A 16,524-nucleotide genomic window follows, 5' to 3' on the forward strand; every position below is an offset into this window, starting at 1 on the left:
CACGGTGGCCCGCCTGTCAAAGCATAGCTTTTCGCTCAGGGTTTGCCGGGTTGTGACGCCTGCGTTCGTCCGCTTTCCCAACCGCCGCCCAAGGCCAGGAACAGATCGATCTGGCTCATGGCAACTTGCGTGTTGGCCGCTGCCAGCTGTGCACGTACATCGGTGTAGGTGCGAGTGGCCTGCAGGTCGGCCAGGAACGAGGCACGGCCGGCCTGGAAGAAGCGGTGCGTCTGCTCCGAGGCTTCCTTGGCGGACGCACCGGCGTCGGCCAGGGCGTCGCGGCGTTGCAGTTGCGCGGTGTATTGCGCAAGGCCGGTCTGGGTTTCGCGGATGGCATTGAGCACCACGCCATCAAAGTGCGCCAGGGCGCCCTGGGTCGCGGCTTCGGCTTCGTGGATACGTGCACGCGCGCCGTTGGTCGGTACAGTCCAGCTGATCAGCGGGCCAAAGCCCCAGCGATTGGTCGCTGGTGTGCCGAGGTCGTCAAGAATGCCGACCGTGCCCACCGTGGCGCCGATGCTGATGTCCGGGTACAACGCGCCGGTGGCCACGCCGATACGGGCGGTGGCAGCCGCCAGTTGGCGTTCGGCCTGGCGCACGTCGGGGCGGCGCTTGAGCAGTGCTGCGCCGTCGCCCACGGGCAGCAATTGGGCGATATGCGGCAGCTCGGCGCAGGTGCCGGTGCCTGCGGGCAGTTGGTCCACCGGTTTGGCCAGCAGCATCGACAAGCGGAACAAACCCGCCTGACGCGATGCTTGATAGCGCGGGATCTCGGCGCGCAAGGATTTGTATTGGGTCTGCGAGCGGGTCACCTGGGTTTCGTCACCGCGCCCGGCGTCGCGCAGGCGCTGGGTGAGCTTGGTGCTCTGGCCTTGCAGGTCGAGGGACTCATTGGCAATCGCCAGCTCTTCATTGGCCGCACACACCTGGGTGTAGGAGCGCACCACATCTGCCACCAGGGTGATGCGCGCAATATCGGCGGCGGCCTGGGCCGCGTCGGTGCTGGCCTGGGCACTCTCGATGCCACGCTGCAAGGTGCCGAACAGGTCAAACTGGTAGGACGTGCTGATGCTGGCGCTGCCGATGTTGGCCACCGGGACTTTTTCCGTCAGCAAAAACGCTTCGCCCGATTCCTGCAGGCGCTGGGCTTCCGCCTTGGCGCCAGCACTCCAACCGCCTGCGGATTCAGCCTCTTGGGTCTGGAAACGCGCGCGTTGCAGGTTGGCGGCAGCCACGCGCAAATCGGTGTTGGAGGCCATGGCCTGGCGCACCAGCTCATCCAGGCGCGGGTCGTTGTACAGCTTCCACCAATCGGCCGGCACCGGCGCCGACACCACGTTGTTGCCCTCGCCCGCGAGCTGCCCTTGCAGGTCGCCACGGTTGATGGCGGACGTGTCCGGCAGCTTGTAATCCGGGCCTACCACTTGGCAGGCCGACAGCAGCAAACCCAGCGCAGCGGTTGCCAGCAGCTGCTTCATGGTTTTTCTCCGTCTTTGACCTTATCGCCGATGATCGACACCGTGGCCGTGCGTCCGGCGATCATACGAAAGTCCGCCGGCACATCATCAAAGGCAATACGCACCGGAATCCGCTGGGCCAGGCGCACCCAGCTGAACGCCGGGTTGACGTTAGGCAGCAGGTTGGAGCCGCTGGTGCGGTCGCGGTCTTCGATACCGGCGACGATGCTCTGCACATGGCCACGCAGACGGGCGTTGTCGCCGATCACGCGGATATCCACGGCCATGCCGACGTGGATACCGTCGAGCTTGGTCTCTTCGAAATAACCGTCGATGTGGAAGGAGTTGCTGTCCACCACCGACAGCACCGGGCGCCCGGCGGTGACGAATTCCTGGTTGCGCGGTGCACGGTCGTTGACGTAACCGTCCACGGGGCTGCGGATCACCGAGCGGTCAAGGTTGAGCTGGGCGGCGTCCACGGCCACTTGCGCCTCGGCCAGGGCCGATTGGGCACGGGCCACGCGCGACTGGCTTTCTTCCAGTTGTTCGCTCGGCACCAGGTTGCCCAAACCACGGTTGCGCTTGTACTCGCGGTTGGCCTGGGCCAGGGTTTCCTGGCGGTCGGCCACGGCGGCCTGGGCTTGACGCAGCGCCAGCTTAAAGCGGTCCTGGTCGACGGCGAACAGCACCTGGCCCTTGGTCACCAACTGGTTGTCGCGCACGTCGACTTGCTGGATCAGCCCGGACACGTCCGGGGCGATCTGCACGATGTCGGCACGGATATGCCCGTCACGGGTCCAGGGCGCAAACATGTAGTACATGACCATGCGCCACACAACGACGACAGCGAAGGTCACTATCAATAACGTCAGGACGACACGGCCGATGGTCAAAAAAGGTTTTTTCATGTCATGAGGTATCGACTGAGTGAGTCCACGGCGCCCAGTAACAGCGCGTAGAGCCCCACATTGAACAATGCCCGGTGCCAGACCAGGCGATAGAAGTGAATGCGCGTCAACAACCCGTGCACCACCAGAAACAACACATACGTAATGCCCATCAGCACCAGCAGCGTGGGCAGGAACACCCCGCTGATATCCAGATCACCGATCATAAAGGCGCTCCATCAGGCAGCGGCGCTTGCATTTCGGTGCCGCCAATAAATTCCACGCCGGGCAGCAACGACAGGCGCAGGCCGGCCAGTGCGTGCAGCAGATGCAGGCGGGTGTCATCTTCGTCTTGCAGGCCTTGCCCGTTGAGGGCGCGGCGCGTGCGGTCGAGGGTCATCAGCAGACCGCTGGGCGCGGGCAAGCGTTCACCGGCTTTAAGGCAGGCCTTGAAGTAACCGCCCACGCCTTCCACCACTTGGTTGAGCAGCACCCGTGGCACGCCGTAGATGCGTGGCGCGTAGGCCAACAGGTCAAGCAGGTTCAGCGCCACGCGCAAATCGCGCAGGGCGCTGCCGGTGTCCTGGCCGATCAGGCCCAGGCGCGGCAGGTGCTGCATCAGGCGGTCGAGCATTTGCACAGCCATGTGGCGGTGTTCGGCCAGGGTTGCAGGCTCGGTGAGCGTTACGATGTCGCGCCAGCTGAAACGCGTCAGGCGCTTGGCCGCCAGTTCGGCGCCGAACGGCCGTGCGACCAGCGTCCACACAAAGGCGAACAGCAAGCCCACCGGCCCGGCCAGGTTGACGTTGGCGAAGTTGAGGAAGTCCGCGTCGTAGGCGCCCTGGATGCTGATAAACGAGGAGGTGTTCACCAGCGTCAGCAGCATGCCCAGGTAAAAACGCGGCTGCACCGTGAGCGTGCCGATGCAGATAAACGGCACGGCAAACGCCAACACCAGCATGGGGAAATCATGCAGGTTGGGCAGCACCAGAAACAGATACAGGCTGGCAAACAGCACCGACATGGCAGTCCAGAAAAAGAACCGGTAGATCTGCGGCGCCGGGTCGTCCATGGAGGCAAAAAAGCTGCAGGCCACGGCAGCCAGAATCACTGCGCTGCCGCCGTCGGTCCAGCCCAGGAGAATCCACAGCACCGAGGCGACAATGATCGCGGTAACGGTGGAAAACGCCGAGTAGAACATCAGGCCACGGTCGAGGAACGGCGTGAGCCGGCCCAGGCGCCAATGGCGGTAGACGGCGCGCCAGGTGTCCTGGCTTTCGCACTGGATGGCGGCCTGCAGGCTGCGGCAGTCTTGCCACAGGTCGACCCATTCGCCGAGGCGATACAGGGCGTTGGAGAACAGCAGCGTGTGGCGGTCGTCCAGTGCTTCGCCCTGTGGCTGCGCGGCGTCGATCTTGTCGCGCAACACGCGCCAGCGTTCCAGCGGTGCTTGCTCGGTGGTGCTCTCCAGCCAGGCGTTGGCGTCTTGCAGCAACGGCGTGAACCGGTCGAGAAACTCGGGGGCGCGGTGTTCGATCGCGTAGACCGCATCGTCCAGCGCGTCGATCACCGGCAGCAGGTGAATCATGCGCCCGCGCAGTTCCTTGGTGTTGCGCACCGTCTGTGGCCGAGCGCCTTCGTGGGGCAACTGGCCGATCATCAGTTCCAGGGTGTTGAAGGTGGCGACCATGCCGCCGCGCAAGGTGCTGATTTCTTCGGGCGCAACGTTACGGGTCAGAAAGCGCTGGCTATAGACCTGGGCGTCGGCAAACCACTTGGCCACCGAGCCATCAAACACCGGCATCAGGCGCCGCGGCCAGAACATTGCGCCTACTACGGCGGCCACAGCAATGCCGAGGAAAATCTCTTCGGTACGCGCTTCGGCCACATCCCACACCGCCAGCGGGTTATCCACTACCGGCAAGGCGATCAGCGGCAAGGTGTAGCCGGCCAACATCAGCGCGTAGCTGTTGGCGGTACGCAGGTGCAAAGACAAAAACAACAAGGTGCCGGTCCACAGCGCAATGATCACCACCAGCAGGTACGGCATCTGAATAAACATCGGCACAAAAAACACCGCCGCCGCCGCGCCCATGAAGGTGCCGATGGCGCGGTACAACGCTTTGGAGCTGGTAGGGCCGACAAACGGGCTGGAGACGATATACACCGTGGCCATCGCCCAATACGGACGCGGCATTTGCATAAGCATGGCGATGTACAGGGCGATCATCGAAGCGGCGAAGGTGCGCACGCCGTAGAACCAGTCGCGGGCCGGCGGCATGCCGGTAAAAAATCCGTTCAAGAGGTCGCCTCAGCCGCCTCGAAGGCCTGCAGTACACGCAACGCCGCTTCAAGGTCGCCGTGGGCGATGTCCGCCAGCACTTCCTGGCGCAGGCGCACCAGTTGCACTTCCACCGCCTGCACCAACTCGCGGCCGCGCTCGGTGAGGCTCAAGGCCTTGGCGCGACGGTCATGGACGTCTTCGGTACGGCACACGTAACCGTCATGGCACAGACGATCAAGCAGGCGCACCAACGACGGGCTTTCCATGCCGGATGCCTGGGCTACTTTCACCTGGTGCACACCGTCGCCCAAGCGGCCGATCATCAACAGCGGCACGGCGCAGGCTTCGGAAATACCATAGCTCACCAGCGTGGTCTGGCAGATTTTGCGCCAGTTACGGGCGCCCACCACCATGCTGCTGCTGAGGTTCATATGGAGCTGTTCGAGGGTTTGGGACACTGGATTGTTCGCATACAGTTAGTTTGCTAACTATCAATATGGTGGATGGATCCAAAGCCGTCAAGTTTTGAAACACTTTTGTGATGGATGGTGGGTTTGTGGGTAAGTAAAGCGCGTTTGAGCGAGAACGTTAGATTTGCGGCAGAACAAAACACTTGTGGGAGCTGGCTTGCCTGCGATAGCGGTAGATCAGTCGAGGTCGATGTTGACTGAACCACCGCCATCGCAGGCAAGCCAGCTCCCACATTTTGGACCCGTGTTGGCCTCAGACTGGCTGTTCGGCCTGAGCATCCAAGCGGCGCTGGATTTCGCCCATCATGTCCAAGCCATCGCGCAACGAAACCAGTGCTGCGGTGACGAGGTGATGAAGGTTCTTGCTGTCCGTTTTGGCGCTGAGCGTTTCCAACAGCTCGGTGCCGATACGCACGCGGCTGCGGGCTGTTTCATGGAGCAGGTGCGAGGGCGCAAACGTGTTGAATGCCAGAACGGGAACGCCGGTGGGATTGGTTTGAAGCGGTTTGTATTGGTCCATCGATAAAGCCTCATAGATAAGATTTTGACCACCCGTCCCCGTCGCCAAACGAGTATGGGTGGCAGCTGTACGCAGGTTGGCGAACCGGTTATCTATGAAACCCGGCAGATCCGAAGATCTCCCGCGCACAGCCGCCATAGAACTCATGTATCCGCCAAGCGGAGAACACGGAGTTAGAGCGCTGTAACGCGTCATAGAATGCGGATCGCCAAATCCGATCGCCGATGTGCGGCGACGGGGCGAACTATAGGGGGGATGGTTGAAGCTGTGCAACTGGCTTATCGACTAACGCCGACTGCTGGAAACGTCAGATTTCTTGCCCCATCGCCAGACGCTCCAAACCTTCATGGCCTCGGACGCGACGACTAGCACCGCCATCACCACCACGCTGTAGCCTGGGACTAACTGAGCGCCTATAAGCAGAAGAGCAACTGAAGGGATGAAAAAAACTAACCGTAACGGGGTTTGAAGGTAAACAAGCCAGCGGACCTTTTGACTACTGAGAAGAAATAAAAAACAGGACGCTACTATCGAGATCTGCAGCAACATGACAAAGCCAAAGGTGTAAATCTGCAGCACGCTGTGGTCACGCAAAACCCATAATGCGCTCTCGATATCGCTCAAGTAAGGAACTCGCCCCTCCACCGCACTGGTGACCCAATAGCGAACCAGATAGATGGCATCCATCGCTCCCCAAAACCAAAAGACCTGCTTGCGCGTCACTGTTTGGCATCCTTGTATTCATACGCTGTGTCCGGTGTCACAGGCTGCCAATGCCAGGATTTCCCACCCTGTTGCCAATTGTCATCTCCCTCCAGATAGCGTTGCTTGATTTGCCGCAGCTCCCCGTATCGGCGCTCAACCGATCTGTGGGTGAGCTGGTCATCACGACTATCCAAGCGGACCCAGCGCTGCGTCATGACCCTGGTGGTGTTCGCAAGATCTTTCCCGTCGGATAAGAACATTCGTCCTTCGTCACCCATAGATGCCAGCCGGTTTGCGGCCAGGATTGCAGTATTTTTAACCCCATCGTAATCGATACTTACCTTTTCCCATTTACCAGGCCCGACATAAAGTCGGCGCCCCATCAAATGCCCATACTTAACACGGCATTCTCGACTTAAAGGAAGAAAAGGCCTGTCCATTACGAACAGCCAATCACCGGACGCCAACTTGTCCAAAACTCGGCGCTGATCGTTATCCCCTGAACACCGAACAGGAGAAACATTGCACTCGGCTAGCAGCTCGCACAGCCCCTGCAATGCATAAGGCGCGCGAAAGAACTCCCTTACCTTGATACCAGCAAAGTAGGGGGTTTCGATTTTGGTGAGATCATAGTTTTCAATTTCTTTGTGAGGGATCAGACGCTGCATGACGTGGCCATAAAAGGAAATCAGCGTCTGTAAATAGCGGGCTCCTCATTCTGGCGACTATCGTCCGCTTCTGTTTAACCAATAGGAAACTTCCCAAGCTGTCCCACTTCTCACGAGGAGCATGGGAACAATCAGACAAAACACCTGTGGGAGCTGGCTTGCCTGCGATAGCGGTAGATCAGTCGAGGTCGATGTTGACTGAACCACCGCCATCGCAGGCAAGCCAGCTCCCACATTTTTTACACGCCGCGCCCTTCCCGCAGTAACAGATTCAGCTCATCCACCACTTCAGCCCAATCCGCATCGTCGAGAATTTCTTCGCGTAAAAACGCCTTCTGGCCGGGCGTCCAAAAGAACGCATCCGCGAGATGTAATTCCGGCTTTAGCGGCGAATGCACTGCCACAAACTTCTCAATACTGGCCGGGTCATCCGGCAGCCCGAGCTGTTTGAACAGTGATGGCAAGCTGTGCACAGGCGATTCCATGGCGAACTCCAGGTCAAGAAGACTTAACTGAGTCTAGCGGCAACCTTCAGGTTGCGGCTGCGCCCCGTTGCACAGCACGAACAGTCGCGCCCTCGCACCACCGCCATCCTGACGGCTCAACTCACGCCAGCCTTCAGGTAAGGGCGCGAAATCATCCGGCGCTTCGTTGCTGCTGATCAGCCAGACGCGGTGGGTATCGGCAGGCAATGCCGACAGGCGGTCGAGGTAAATGCGCCCGCCGTCCTGGTCGACCAATGTGCCGAAACCGTAGGCGTTCGGGCGGGTCGGCGTGCCGTCGGGTTTGGGCGGCGTATAGAGCTGCAATTGGGCGTCGGTCTGGTCGTAATACACGTAGCTGAGGTACCACAGCATGTCGCTGAGAACGATGCGGTCGTCTTCCTGGTAATTACGATTGACGAATTCCACGGGCACGTTGAACTGGTCATGTTCATCGACGGTGAAGTTGTTTTTGAGCCCCATCAACTCGACACCGACAAACAGCGCGAACAACGCTACGCCCAGCCATGACCAGCGCGCCGGCAGGCGATCAATGGCCAGCGCCAACAGGATGGGCAAACCCAAGGCGTACACCGTAAGGTAACGCTCGATAAACACCGGCGAAACGAACGAAACCGCGTACACCAGCAGCAGCGGCAGCAGGAAAAACAGCGCCAGCAGGCTGGCCGGGCGATGGCGTTCGCGATCCTGCCAGGCGGTGATGCTCACCACAGCAATCAGCAACAATGGGACCAACCAGAACAACGGCGGCCAAAAGCCGGTGCCCTCGTCCTGGACAATGAATTGCCAGATCATCGACGGCAGTGAAAACAGGTTGACCGGGTCTTCCCAGCCGATGTCCCCGCCCACCTTCAGTTGCTCAACGTGTTGCACCAGGCCCAACACATTGGGTAACCACGGCAGGTACGCCACGACGATCGCGGCGTTGGCCACCCACCACGCCGGGCGCCTGAGCAGAGACTGGGCGGGCGCCTGGGCCGAGCTCAACAAGGCCAGGTAGGCCCAATGCACCAGCACACACAGAGCAGTGAAATAATGGGTGTAGAAACCGGCGCTCATCAGCACGATATACGCCGCCAGATAGCGCGTGCGCTCGGGCTGGCGCACCCAATACACCAGCGCCAGCGTGGCGCCCAGCAGCCATACGGCCAACAGCGAATACATGCGCACTTCCTGGCTATAACGCACCGCCGTGGGCAGCAGCGCAAGCAGGATCCCGGCGAGCACGGCGGCACGCCGGGTAGCCAATTGCCGCGTCAACCAGATGCCCAGGCCCACTGCAATCGCACCGGGAATCGCACTCATGCTGCGAATCGACCAGATACTGTCACCGAACAGCTCGATCCAGCCACGCAGCATGAAAAAGTACAACGGTGGGTGCACATCATGGGCGGCGTGAAACCACAGGTCACCGGCAGCGTATTCGCTGAGCAGCAGGCTGGAGCCTTCGTCACCCCAGATTGCGGCGGACGTCAGGTTGTAAAAACGCAGAGCGACGGCCAGTACCAGGATCGGTACCCACCACAGACGGCTCATCCAGCCGGCAACGTGCCAGCTACTCGCGACGCGATCAAATGCGGACAATGCCGCCACCTTTTCATCTTGCTCCACCACAGACCGTCGCACCTCGATTCCCCTACCATCGCCTTTTCCGGCCGGCCAAAAAGCCCTGCGCGTGAATGACCGCCACTCTAGGACAAAAACCCTTTATTCGCTGCTGGAATCGGACAAATCAGCGATTTGTGTAGACCTTCACCGAAGCATTTGTCAGATCACGCTATTATTGCGTCCTTCAAAGGACTCAGGATCAAGGACACGTCATGCGCATCGGTTTTCTGTCACCACTGACCCTGGCATTGCTCGCCAGCCTTTCCTTCCAGGCCCAGGCCAGCGGCGATGACTCGTGCTACCCCGACTGGCGGGTCTCACGCGACAGCCTTGAAGGCTGCAGCAACCTGCCCTTCTTGAGCCCGGGCAATGACAGCCGGGTCAACCTGCGCCTGTTGCTGGCGGATAAACAGGTGGCACCGCTGACGCCCAACGCATTGGGCGAGACGGACCTGGAAGAGGGCTTCGGCCCGGTGCCGTTCCCGGTGTACCGCCTGACCCCGGTAGCCGACGCCGCCGATGAAAAAGCCGACGTGGCACCTACGCCCAGCAAACTCGATGAGCTGCTTGCGCCGTTGGGCATTCAGCGTGAAGGCGACAAGGCGGCGGGTGACGCCTTCCTGACCGGCGAAGGCAGCCGTTGCCGCAGCAATGATGAAAGCAGTGCCACGGCGTTTATCAGCCAAGTGGTTAAAGCCGACGTGCCCGACGCGGAGCGCCAGCTGCTGGCCAAGGGACGTGTACAGATGCTCGGAGCCTGCACCTGGGACGGCGCAAGCCTGGGCGACCCGGAGCAGATCCAGTCCACCGCAGGCCGCGAGCTGCGCACTTACCTGCAAGCCGCCGGTGACTTCTACAGTGGCCGTTTCGCTGATGCGCAGCGCGGTTTTGTTGCCGCCGCCACCGGCAGCCTGCCGTGGGTCAAGGAAACGGCGTCCTACATGATCGCCCGCACCGAGTTGAACCAGGCCCAGGAAAACGCCTTCGACGAATACGGCATGCCGCAATTGGAGCATGTGGATAAATCGGTGCTGGCAAATGCCGACACCAGCTTCAACCTGTACCTGAAAACTTATCCACAGGGCGAATACGCTGTCTCTGCCCAGGGCCTGCTGCGCCGGGTGCATTGGCTGGCGGGCGATACCGACAAGCTGGCCAACGACCTGGCCGCGCAGTTGAGCGCCAAACAGCGCAATGTGTCGCTGGACGACCTGGTGCAGGAAGCCGACAACAAGCTGCTCAGTGCCACCCAAAAACCTTCGGCCAACCCACTGATGCTGGCCGTCAACGACTTGATGTGGATGCGCGCCGGCAACCCGCCGCAGCTGAGCCGCGCGGCCCTGGACGCGCAAAAGCCGGTGTTTGCCCAGGAGCCGGCGCTGTACGACTACGTGCAAGCGGCGTTTGCCTTGTACGTCGAACATCAGCCCGATAACACTTTGAAGTTGCTGCCTCAGGACGTGCCCGCCAGCCTCGACTACTTCGCCTTCAGCCAGCAAACCCTGCGCGGCCTTGCCCTGGAAGCCAAGAAGGATTGGCAAGGCGCGCAAGCGCTGTGGCTGAAGCTGCTGCCCCTGGCCAAGCAACCCTTGCAGCGCGACCAGTTGGAACTGGCGCTGGCGATGAACTACGAGCGCAACGACCAACTGGCTAGCGTGTTCGCCAGCGATTCGCCGATCAGCGCCAAGCAGGTGCGCTACATCTTGCTGCGCAACATCGCAGGCCAGGAACTGCTACGCCAACAGATCAGCCAGGCCAGCGACCCGATCGAACGTGCCACCGCCCAGTTTGTGTTGCTGTACAAAGACCTGATGCGCGGCCAGTACGCCACCTTCGCCGACGACCTCAAGCAACTGCCGGCATCGGCGCCCGCCGACAAGCTTGGCACCAGCCTGGGTTATGTCTATGGCGATGGCCGCTCGCTGCAGTTGTTCCAGTGGAACGGTGATAAGGCGGAGTCCGGCTACGCCTGCCCGAGCATTGCGCAAATCGCCAGCACCCTGCAGGCAGATGGTAAAAACCCCAAGGGCTTGAACTGCCTGGGTGAGTTCATCCTGCGCAATAACCTCGATGGCATGCCACTGGACCAAGTGCGCGCCGCCGGCAGCCTGGGCAGCACCGCCTCGCTGTTCAAGGGCGAGACCTTCTCGCGGCTCGACGGTTACCGCCAGGTCATCGCCAACCCCAAGGCGCCACACAACGACAAGGCCTACGCGTTGTTCCGTGCGATCAACTGCTATGCGCGGGCCGGCTATAACGGCTGCGGCGGTGTAGACGTGGATAAATCCGTGCGTAAAGGCTGGTTCCGCCAGCTCAAAACCGGGTTTGCCGACACCGAGTGGGCGCAGTCGCTGAAGTACTACTGGTGAAACACCTGTGGCTAGGCTTGCTGCTCCTGGCAAGCCCGGCCTTTGCCGGCGTTGACGCCCGCGACTACGATGCCTTCTGGCTGTGGAGCGGGGTCACGCCGCAGCCGGTGCTCAAACAGGCGAAAACCCTGTACATCCTCCAGGGCCAGATCAACTCCACGCGCCGTGCGCCGCAATTGGGTGTGCAGTTTATCGCCCAAGGCATCAGCGTACCGCGCATCACCCAAGGCGAAGTCTGGGTGGTGTACCGCGCCCACACCCTGCACTGGCCCGAGCGCGTCTACACCCAACTGCTCGGCCAGGTGCAACGCTGGCGCGACGCGGGCAACCCGGTGGTCGGCATCCAGATCGATTTCGACGCCCGCACCCAGTACCTGCACGAATACACAGGCTTCCTGCGCGACCTGCGCCAACGCCTGCCTGCTGACCTGCGGCTGAGCATTACCGGCCTGATGGACTGGAGCAGCAACGCCGACCCGCACGCCATCGCCCAGCTCAAAGGCGTGGTGGATGAAGTGGTGGTACAGACCTACCAAGGGCGCCACAGCATCCCGGATTACGCAGCGTATTTGCCACGCATGAACCGGCTGGGGCTGCCGTTCAAGGTGGGGCTGATTCAGGGTGGCGTATGGGAAGAGCCGGGGTATTTGAAGGGGAGTGAATGGTTTAGAGGGTATGTGGTGTTTTTGCAGAACCCTTAAATCACACAATATTCCATGTGGGAGCGGGCTTGCCCGCGATGAGGGTGCGTCAGTCAACATAACGTTGGCTGAACTACCGCTATCGCGGGCAAGCCCGCTCCCACAGTGGGTTATGTTCAGCCTGCGGGAATGGAGGCTGTCGCGGGGTAGACCGACTCCCAGCCACCGCCCAACGCCTTGTACAGCCCCACCATCGCCAGCGACACGCCGGTGGAGCTTTCTACCCACTGCTCCTGCGTGGCCAGCAGCGCGCTTTGCACGGTGAGCACGTTGACGAAATCCACCACGCCTTCGACGTACTGCTGTTGTGCGGTGCTCAACGCGATCTGGTTCTGGCGCACCGCTTCAGCGAGGCTGTCGCGGCGCAGTTGGCTGGCGTTGTAGCGGGTCAGTTGGTCATCGATCTCATGCCAGGCACGCAGTACGGTTTGCTGGTACGCCAGCGCCGCTTCCTGTTGCTGGGCTTCACGCAAATTCAACATGCCTTGCAGGCGCCCGCCATTGAACAGCGGCAGGCTGAACTGCGGGCCGAAGGCAAACGCGCGCGAGCCCCAGGAGCCGAAATCCGAGAGTTGCAGGGCCTGGGAGCCCAGGCTGCCGGACAAGGTGATACGCGGGTAAAAATCACCTTTTGCCACGCCGATACTGGCGGTGGCCGCATGCAGGCGCGCTTGCGCCTGGCGAATATCGGGCCGGCGTTCGGCCAGCTCCGAGGGCAAGCCGATGGCGACCTGGCGCGGGGTTTGCGGCACGGCGGCGTCCTTGGACAATTGCGCATGCAGCGCTTGCGGCGGCTCGCCCATCAGCAGGCTCAGGGCATTGATCAGTTGATCCTGACGCTGCTGCAAGTCGGGCAAACGCGCTTCGATGGCGGCGACCTGGGCGGCAGCTTCGGCCACATCCAGGTCGGTGGCCACGCCGTCGGCCAGGCGCAGTTGCGAGAGTTTGAGGCTGTGGCGAGCGACCTCGAGGTTTTGCTCGGTGACAGCGCGCGTATTCTGCACGCCGCGCAGCTGGATGTAGTCCTGGGCGGTTTCGGCGAGTACCGACAACAACACGGCGCGGCGGTCGTCTTCGGCGACTTGCAGGGTGGCGTCGGCGGCTTCGGTTTCGCGTTTGACGCGGCCCCAGAAGTCCAGCTCCCAGGCGGCGGAGAAGCCCATGTCCCATTGGTTGTAAGCAGATTGACCGTTGTTTTTGGACGGGTCGCTCAAGCCTTTGCCGCTGTTGCGCTGGCGCACGTAATCCCCGCTGGCGTTGACGTTGGGATAACGCTCGGCTGTGGTCACCTGACGCATGGCGCGGCTTTGTTGCAGACGGCTGCTGGCCAGTTTCAGGTCGAGGTTATCAGTGAGCGCACGACGCGTGAGGGCCGAGAGCTCTGCATCGTGGAACACGTCCCACCAACGCTCTTGCAAAGGGTCGGTCACCGCGTGGCTGGCCGCCTGACGGCCCTGGGGTTCGCGCCATTGGGTGACTTGCTGGCCTTGGGGCCGCTGGAAATCCGGGCCGACCGTGCAGGCGTTCAGGCTGATCAGGCTCAAGGTGAGCCAGGCAAATCGCTTCATTGCTGGGCCACCTCACGCGACTGCGCGACGGGCCGGGTGTCGACTGTGGCTTGCACCGACATGCCCACGCGCAGGCGTTCAATATGGGGCTGGTTCGGCTCCAGGATGATCTTCACCGGAATGCGCTGTACCACCTTGGTGAAGTTGCCGGTGGCGTTGTCCGGCCTGACCGACGCAAAGGTCACGCCGGTGGCAGGCGCCAGGCTCTCCAGATGGCCCTTGAGCAACTCGCCGTCGAGGCTGTCGACGCTGAGTTCTACGGCTTGGCCGGCATGCATATGCGACAGTTGCGTCTCCTGGTAATTGGCCACCACATAGGCCTGGGCCAACGGCACGACCGCGAGGATCTTGCTGCCCGGCGTCACATAGGCGCCGACCCGCACGGCACGTTCACCGACCATGCCGTCCACTGGCGCGACAATGCGCGTGTAGGACAGCTGATAACTGGCCATTTCCAACGCTGCCTGGGCGCGTTTTAGCCCACCTTCCGCTGCGTCTCGCTGGGCGGTGAGGATTTCCACTTGCTTGCGTTCGGCCGCCAGTACGGCCGTGGCCTTGGCCAGGTTTGCCGTTGCCTGGTCGATGCGCGTCTTGGCTTGCTGGGCGTTCTGCACCGTGCCTGCGCCCACGCCGGCGAGGTGGTTGTAGCGGTTCAGTTCGTGCTCGGCGAACGCCACTTCGGCACGGTCGGCCGCGACGGTGGCCTGAGCCTGGGCGATCACCGAGCTTTGGCGCTCCAGGGTCGCAGTGGCGTTCTTCAGCTGGGCCTGGGCGACCAAGGTGTCGGCGTCGGCGGCCTGGGCGGCAGCACGAAAATCGCGGTCGTCGATCAACGCCAATAGCTGGCCGGCCTTGACCCGCTGGTTGTCTTCCACCAGCACTTCCTTGATAAAACCGGCCACGCGCGGCGCCACCAGCGTGAAGTCGGCGGCGACGAAGGCGTCGTTGGTGGTCTGGCGCTTGTTGCCCAGCACGCCCGGCGCAACCAGATAAACCAGGACGCCGACGGCAAACACAGCGATAACGGAGACGGCAATTTTGTCTTTGCGTTTCATGAGAAGTCCTGAGGCTAGGTCGGTGCGCGAGGCGGAAAGATCCGCGTGGGCATCCAGAAAATCAGCAGGATTAACGCCACCGCGACACCGGCCATGACGTAATAGAGGTCCGAAGAAGTCAGCACCACGGCCTGCTGGTGCAGGCGCTGGGCAAGGCCCGGCGCGTCGCCGTCGGCCAGGGGCGAGTTGCCCAGGTGGTCCACCAGCATGGTCGAATGGAAGTGCTCACGCTGGGTGGTCAGCGTGTCCAGCACGGCCGTGGCGATGACCGCAGCGAGGCCTTTGACGGTGTTGAACCAGGCCGAGGCGAACGGCCCGTCCATCGGCTGGATGCTGCCGGTAGAGAGCATCAGCAACGGCAATACGGCCATGGGTTGCCCGAAAATCTGCAGCAGGTACCAGCCATAAAAATCGTCGCGTATCCACGCCGAGGTGAGGTGCGAGCTGCCGATGCAGCACAGCACCAGCATGCTCAAACCAATGCCCAGCACCCAGCGGCAGTCGACCCAACGCAGGTTGCACAGCGCCGCCACCAGCGGCAGCGCAATCAATTGCGGCAACGCCATCAACAGCATCACCGGCGCGGTTTGCAGTGGCCGGTAACCCTGCACCTGGGCGAGAAAACTCGAGGGGATGATGATCACCGAAGTCAGTACCATCAGCACGCCCGCCAGTACGATCAGGGCGAACGCCAGGTTGCGCAGGCCGAGCATCTGCAACTTGAAAAACGGCACGGGGTGCGACCATTCATTGAGCATGAACAGCACCAGCAATACGCCGCCGCCGATCAGCAAAAAGGTGATCAGGCCGGATTCGAACCAGTCCAGGCGATTGCCCTGCAACAGGCCGATCACCAGCATGCAGATCGCCGGAAAACCCAGCAGCAGGCCGCGCCAGTTGAACTGCTTGAAGCGCTCCAGGCGCAGCGGGTCTTGCGGCAAGCCGTAAGCCACCGCGGCCATCGCCAGCAGGCACGGCCCGACGATTTGCCAGAACGCCCATTGCCAGCCGACGTATTCGGTCCACAACGCCGCCAGCGGCGTGCCCAGGCTCGGGCCGAAGGTGGCGGTGAGTGCGTAACCGGCCAGGCCGTAGAGCTTGACGTGGGCCGGCAGGAAACGCAGCGCCACCGTCATCAGCATCGGCGGCAATGCGCCGCCGGCCAGGCCTTGCACGGTTCGCAGCACCAGCAGGCTTTCGTAGTTCGGCGCAAACGGGCACAGGATGCCCAGCAAGGTAAACAGGCCGATGGCGCACAGGGTGAAGCGGCGCAGCGAAAACGTCACCGAACACCACGGCGCAAAGGCCATGGCCGCCACGGAGGTGGCCGTGTAGGCCGCAACCAGCCAGGTGCCTTCGTCAAAACCAATGAACAGTGCACCGCGAATATCGGCGAGGGCTACCTTGGTGACCATCTCGTTGAGACCAGAGACCAGCACCGCCAACAACACACCGACCAGGCCGATGATGATGCGCGGGCCGAACACAGGTGGGCTCAGGGCGGTAGGTTTGGCTGCAGCCTGGAGAGCGGGGGCAGCGAGGGATGTCATGAACGCGCAACTCGGAATTAGAAATACCCGAGCAGTTTAATAGGGCGCATACATGACAAAAAAGTTACTTGTTGGAAGCTTATAAGTGCGCCAGACGCAATCCTCATGGGGTTAGGGGCAACTGCCCTGTTGTGGCGAGCAGGCTTGCCCTGCGTTGGGCTGCGAAGCAGCCCCAGTAA

General features: G+C 61.7%; 15 protein-coding genes. 2 read left to right on the forward strand and 13 right to left on the reverse strand.

What is annotated here, in order from left to right; all coding sequences use genetic code 11:
- Positions 1-35 precede the first annotated feature (35 nt).
- The 10 genes from AOA62_RS20735 to AOA62_RS20785 all read right to left on the reverse strand — a co-directional run bounded on the left by AOA62_RS20735 (position 36) and on the right by AOA62_RS20785 (position 9,120).
- Complete coding sequence (locus AOA62_RS20735) at positions 36-1,478, reverse strand: efflux transporter outer membrane subunit (RefSeq protein WP_099549575.1); 1,443 nt, start codon at positions 1,476-1,478, stop codon at positions 36-38.
- Positions 1,475-2,365: an efflux RND transporter periplasmic adaptor subunit gene (locus AOA62_RS20740; protein WP_017136597.1), complete on the reverse strand. Its 891-nt coding sequence runs from the start codon at positions 2,363-2,365 to the stop codon at positions 1,475-1,477. The genes AOA62_RS20735 and AOA62_RS20740 overlap by 4 nt, the downstream gene beginning before the upstream one ends.
- The gene (locus AOA62_RS20745) at positions 2,362-2,571 is read right to left on the reverse strand and encodes a DUF1656 domain-containing protein (RefSeq protein ID WP_016969155.1); all 210 of its coding nucleotides are present in this window, start codon (positions 2,569-2,571) and stop codon (positions 2,362-2,364) included. Before AOA62_RS20745 ends, AOA62_RS20740 begins: the two co-directional genes overlap by 4 nt.
- A complete protein-coding gene (locus AOA62_RS20750) occupies positions 2,568-4,646 on the reverse strand; it encodes an FUSC family protein (protein WP_099549576.1) in 2,079 nt (692 codons plus the stop codon). The genes AOA62_RS20745 and AOA62_RS20750 overlap by 4 nt, the downstream gene beginning before the upstream one ends.
- Positions 4,643-5,059: a MarR family winged helix-turn-helix transcriptional regulator gene (locus AOA62_RS20755; RefSeq protein WP_017136599.1), complete on the reverse strand. Its 417-nt coding sequence runs from the start codon at positions 5,057-5,059 to the stop codon at positions 4,643-4,645. Before AOA62_RS20755 ends, AOA62_RS20750 begins: the two co-directional genes overlap by 4 nt.
- 292 nt (positions 5,060-5,351) lie before the next feature.
- Positions 5,352-5,765 carry a hypothetical protein gene (locus AOA62_RS31515; protein WP_143521893.1) on the reverse strand — a complete coding sequence of 138 codons (414 nt, stop codon included), beginning with the start codon at positions 5,763-5,765 and terminating at the stop codon, positions 5,352-5,354.
- 138 nt (positions 5,766-5,903) lie between these two features.
- Entirely contained in the window at positions 5,904-6,341 is a 438-nt protein-coding gene (locus tag AOA62_RS20770; protein ID WP_099549579.1) for a hypothetical protein, read from the reverse strand.
- Positions 6,338-6,991: a hypothetical protein gene (locus AOA62_RS20775; RefSeq protein ID WP_099549580.1), complete on the reverse strand. Its 654-nt coding sequence runs from the start codon at positions 6,989-6,991 to the stop codon at positions 6,338-6,340. Before AOA62_RS20775 ends, AOA62_RS20770 begins: the two co-directional genes overlap by 4 nt.
- Before the next feature lie 239 nt (positions 6,992-7,230).
- Complete coding sequence (locus tag AOA62_RS20780; protein ID WP_099549581.1) at positions 7,231-7,476, reverse strand: DUF2789 domain-containing protein; 246 nt, start codon at positions 7,474-7,476, stop codon at positions 7,231-7,233.
- Positions 7,477-7,509: 33 nt separating this feature from the next.
- On the reverse strand, positions 7,510-9,120 hold the full coding sequence (locus AOA62_RS20785) for a glycosyltransferase family 39 protein (protein ID WP_099549582.1): 1,611 nt from the start codon (positions 9,118-9,120) through the stop codon (positions 7,510-7,512).
- A 194-nt stretch (positions 9,121-9,314) separates the two neighbouring features.
- On the opposite strand from AOA62_RS20785, the gene AOA62_RS20790 reads away from it, so the two are divergent.
- Both AOA62_RS20790 and AOA62_RS20795 read left to right on the forward strand, forming a co-directional pair.
- Positions 9,315-11,471 (forward strand): outer membrane assembly lipoprotein YfiO, encoded by a 2,157-nt coding sequence (locus AOA62_RS20790; protein ID WP_099549583.1) that lies wholly within the window; start codon positions 9,315-9,317, stop codon positions 11,469-11,471.
- On the forward strand, positions 11,468-12,172 hold the full coding sequence (locus AOA62_RS20795; RefSeq protein ID WP_099549584.1) for a DUF3142 domain-containing protein: 705 nt from the start codon (positions 11,468-11,470) through the stop codon (positions 12,170-12,172). The genes AOA62_RS20790 and AOA62_RS20795 overlap by 4 nt, the downstream gene beginning before the upstream one ends.
- 116 nt (positions 12,173-12,288) lie before the next feature.
- Here AOA62_RS20795 and AOA62_RS20800 read toward each other — a convergent pair whose 3' ends face one another.
- Genes AOA62_RS20800 through AOA62_RS20810 form a run of 3 tightly spaced genes read right to left on the reverse strand, consistent with a single transcriptional unit; the run spans position 12,289 to position 16,345 of the window.
- A complete protein-coding gene (locus AOA62_RS20800; protein WP_099549585.1) occupies positions 12,289-13,740 on the reverse strand; it encodes an efflux transporter outer membrane subunit in 1,452 nt (483 codons plus the stop codon).
- Positions 13,737-14,795, reverse strand: a complete 1,059-nt coding sequence (locus tag AOA62_RS20805; protein ID WP_099549586.1) for an HlyD family secretion protein — start codon at positions 14,793-14,795, stop codon at positions 13,737-13,739. Before AOA62_RS20805 ends, AOA62_RS20800 begins: the two co-directional genes overlap by 4 nt.
- Positions 14,796-14,809: 14 nt before the next feature.
- Positions 14,810-16,345 (reverse strand): MFS transporter, encoded by a 1,536-nt coding sequence (locus tag AOA62_RS20810; protein ID WP_017136614.1) that lies wholly within the window; start codon positions 16,343-16,345, stop codon positions 14,810-14,812.
- Positions 16,346-16,524 lie beyond the last annotated feature (179 nt).

This window comes from Pseudomonas sp. 2995-3 (assembly GCF_002742565.1).
GTDB classification, from domain to species: Bacteria; Pseudomonadota; Gammaproteobacteria; order Pseudomonadales; family Pseudomonadaceae; genus Aquipseudomonas; species Aquipseudomonas edaphica.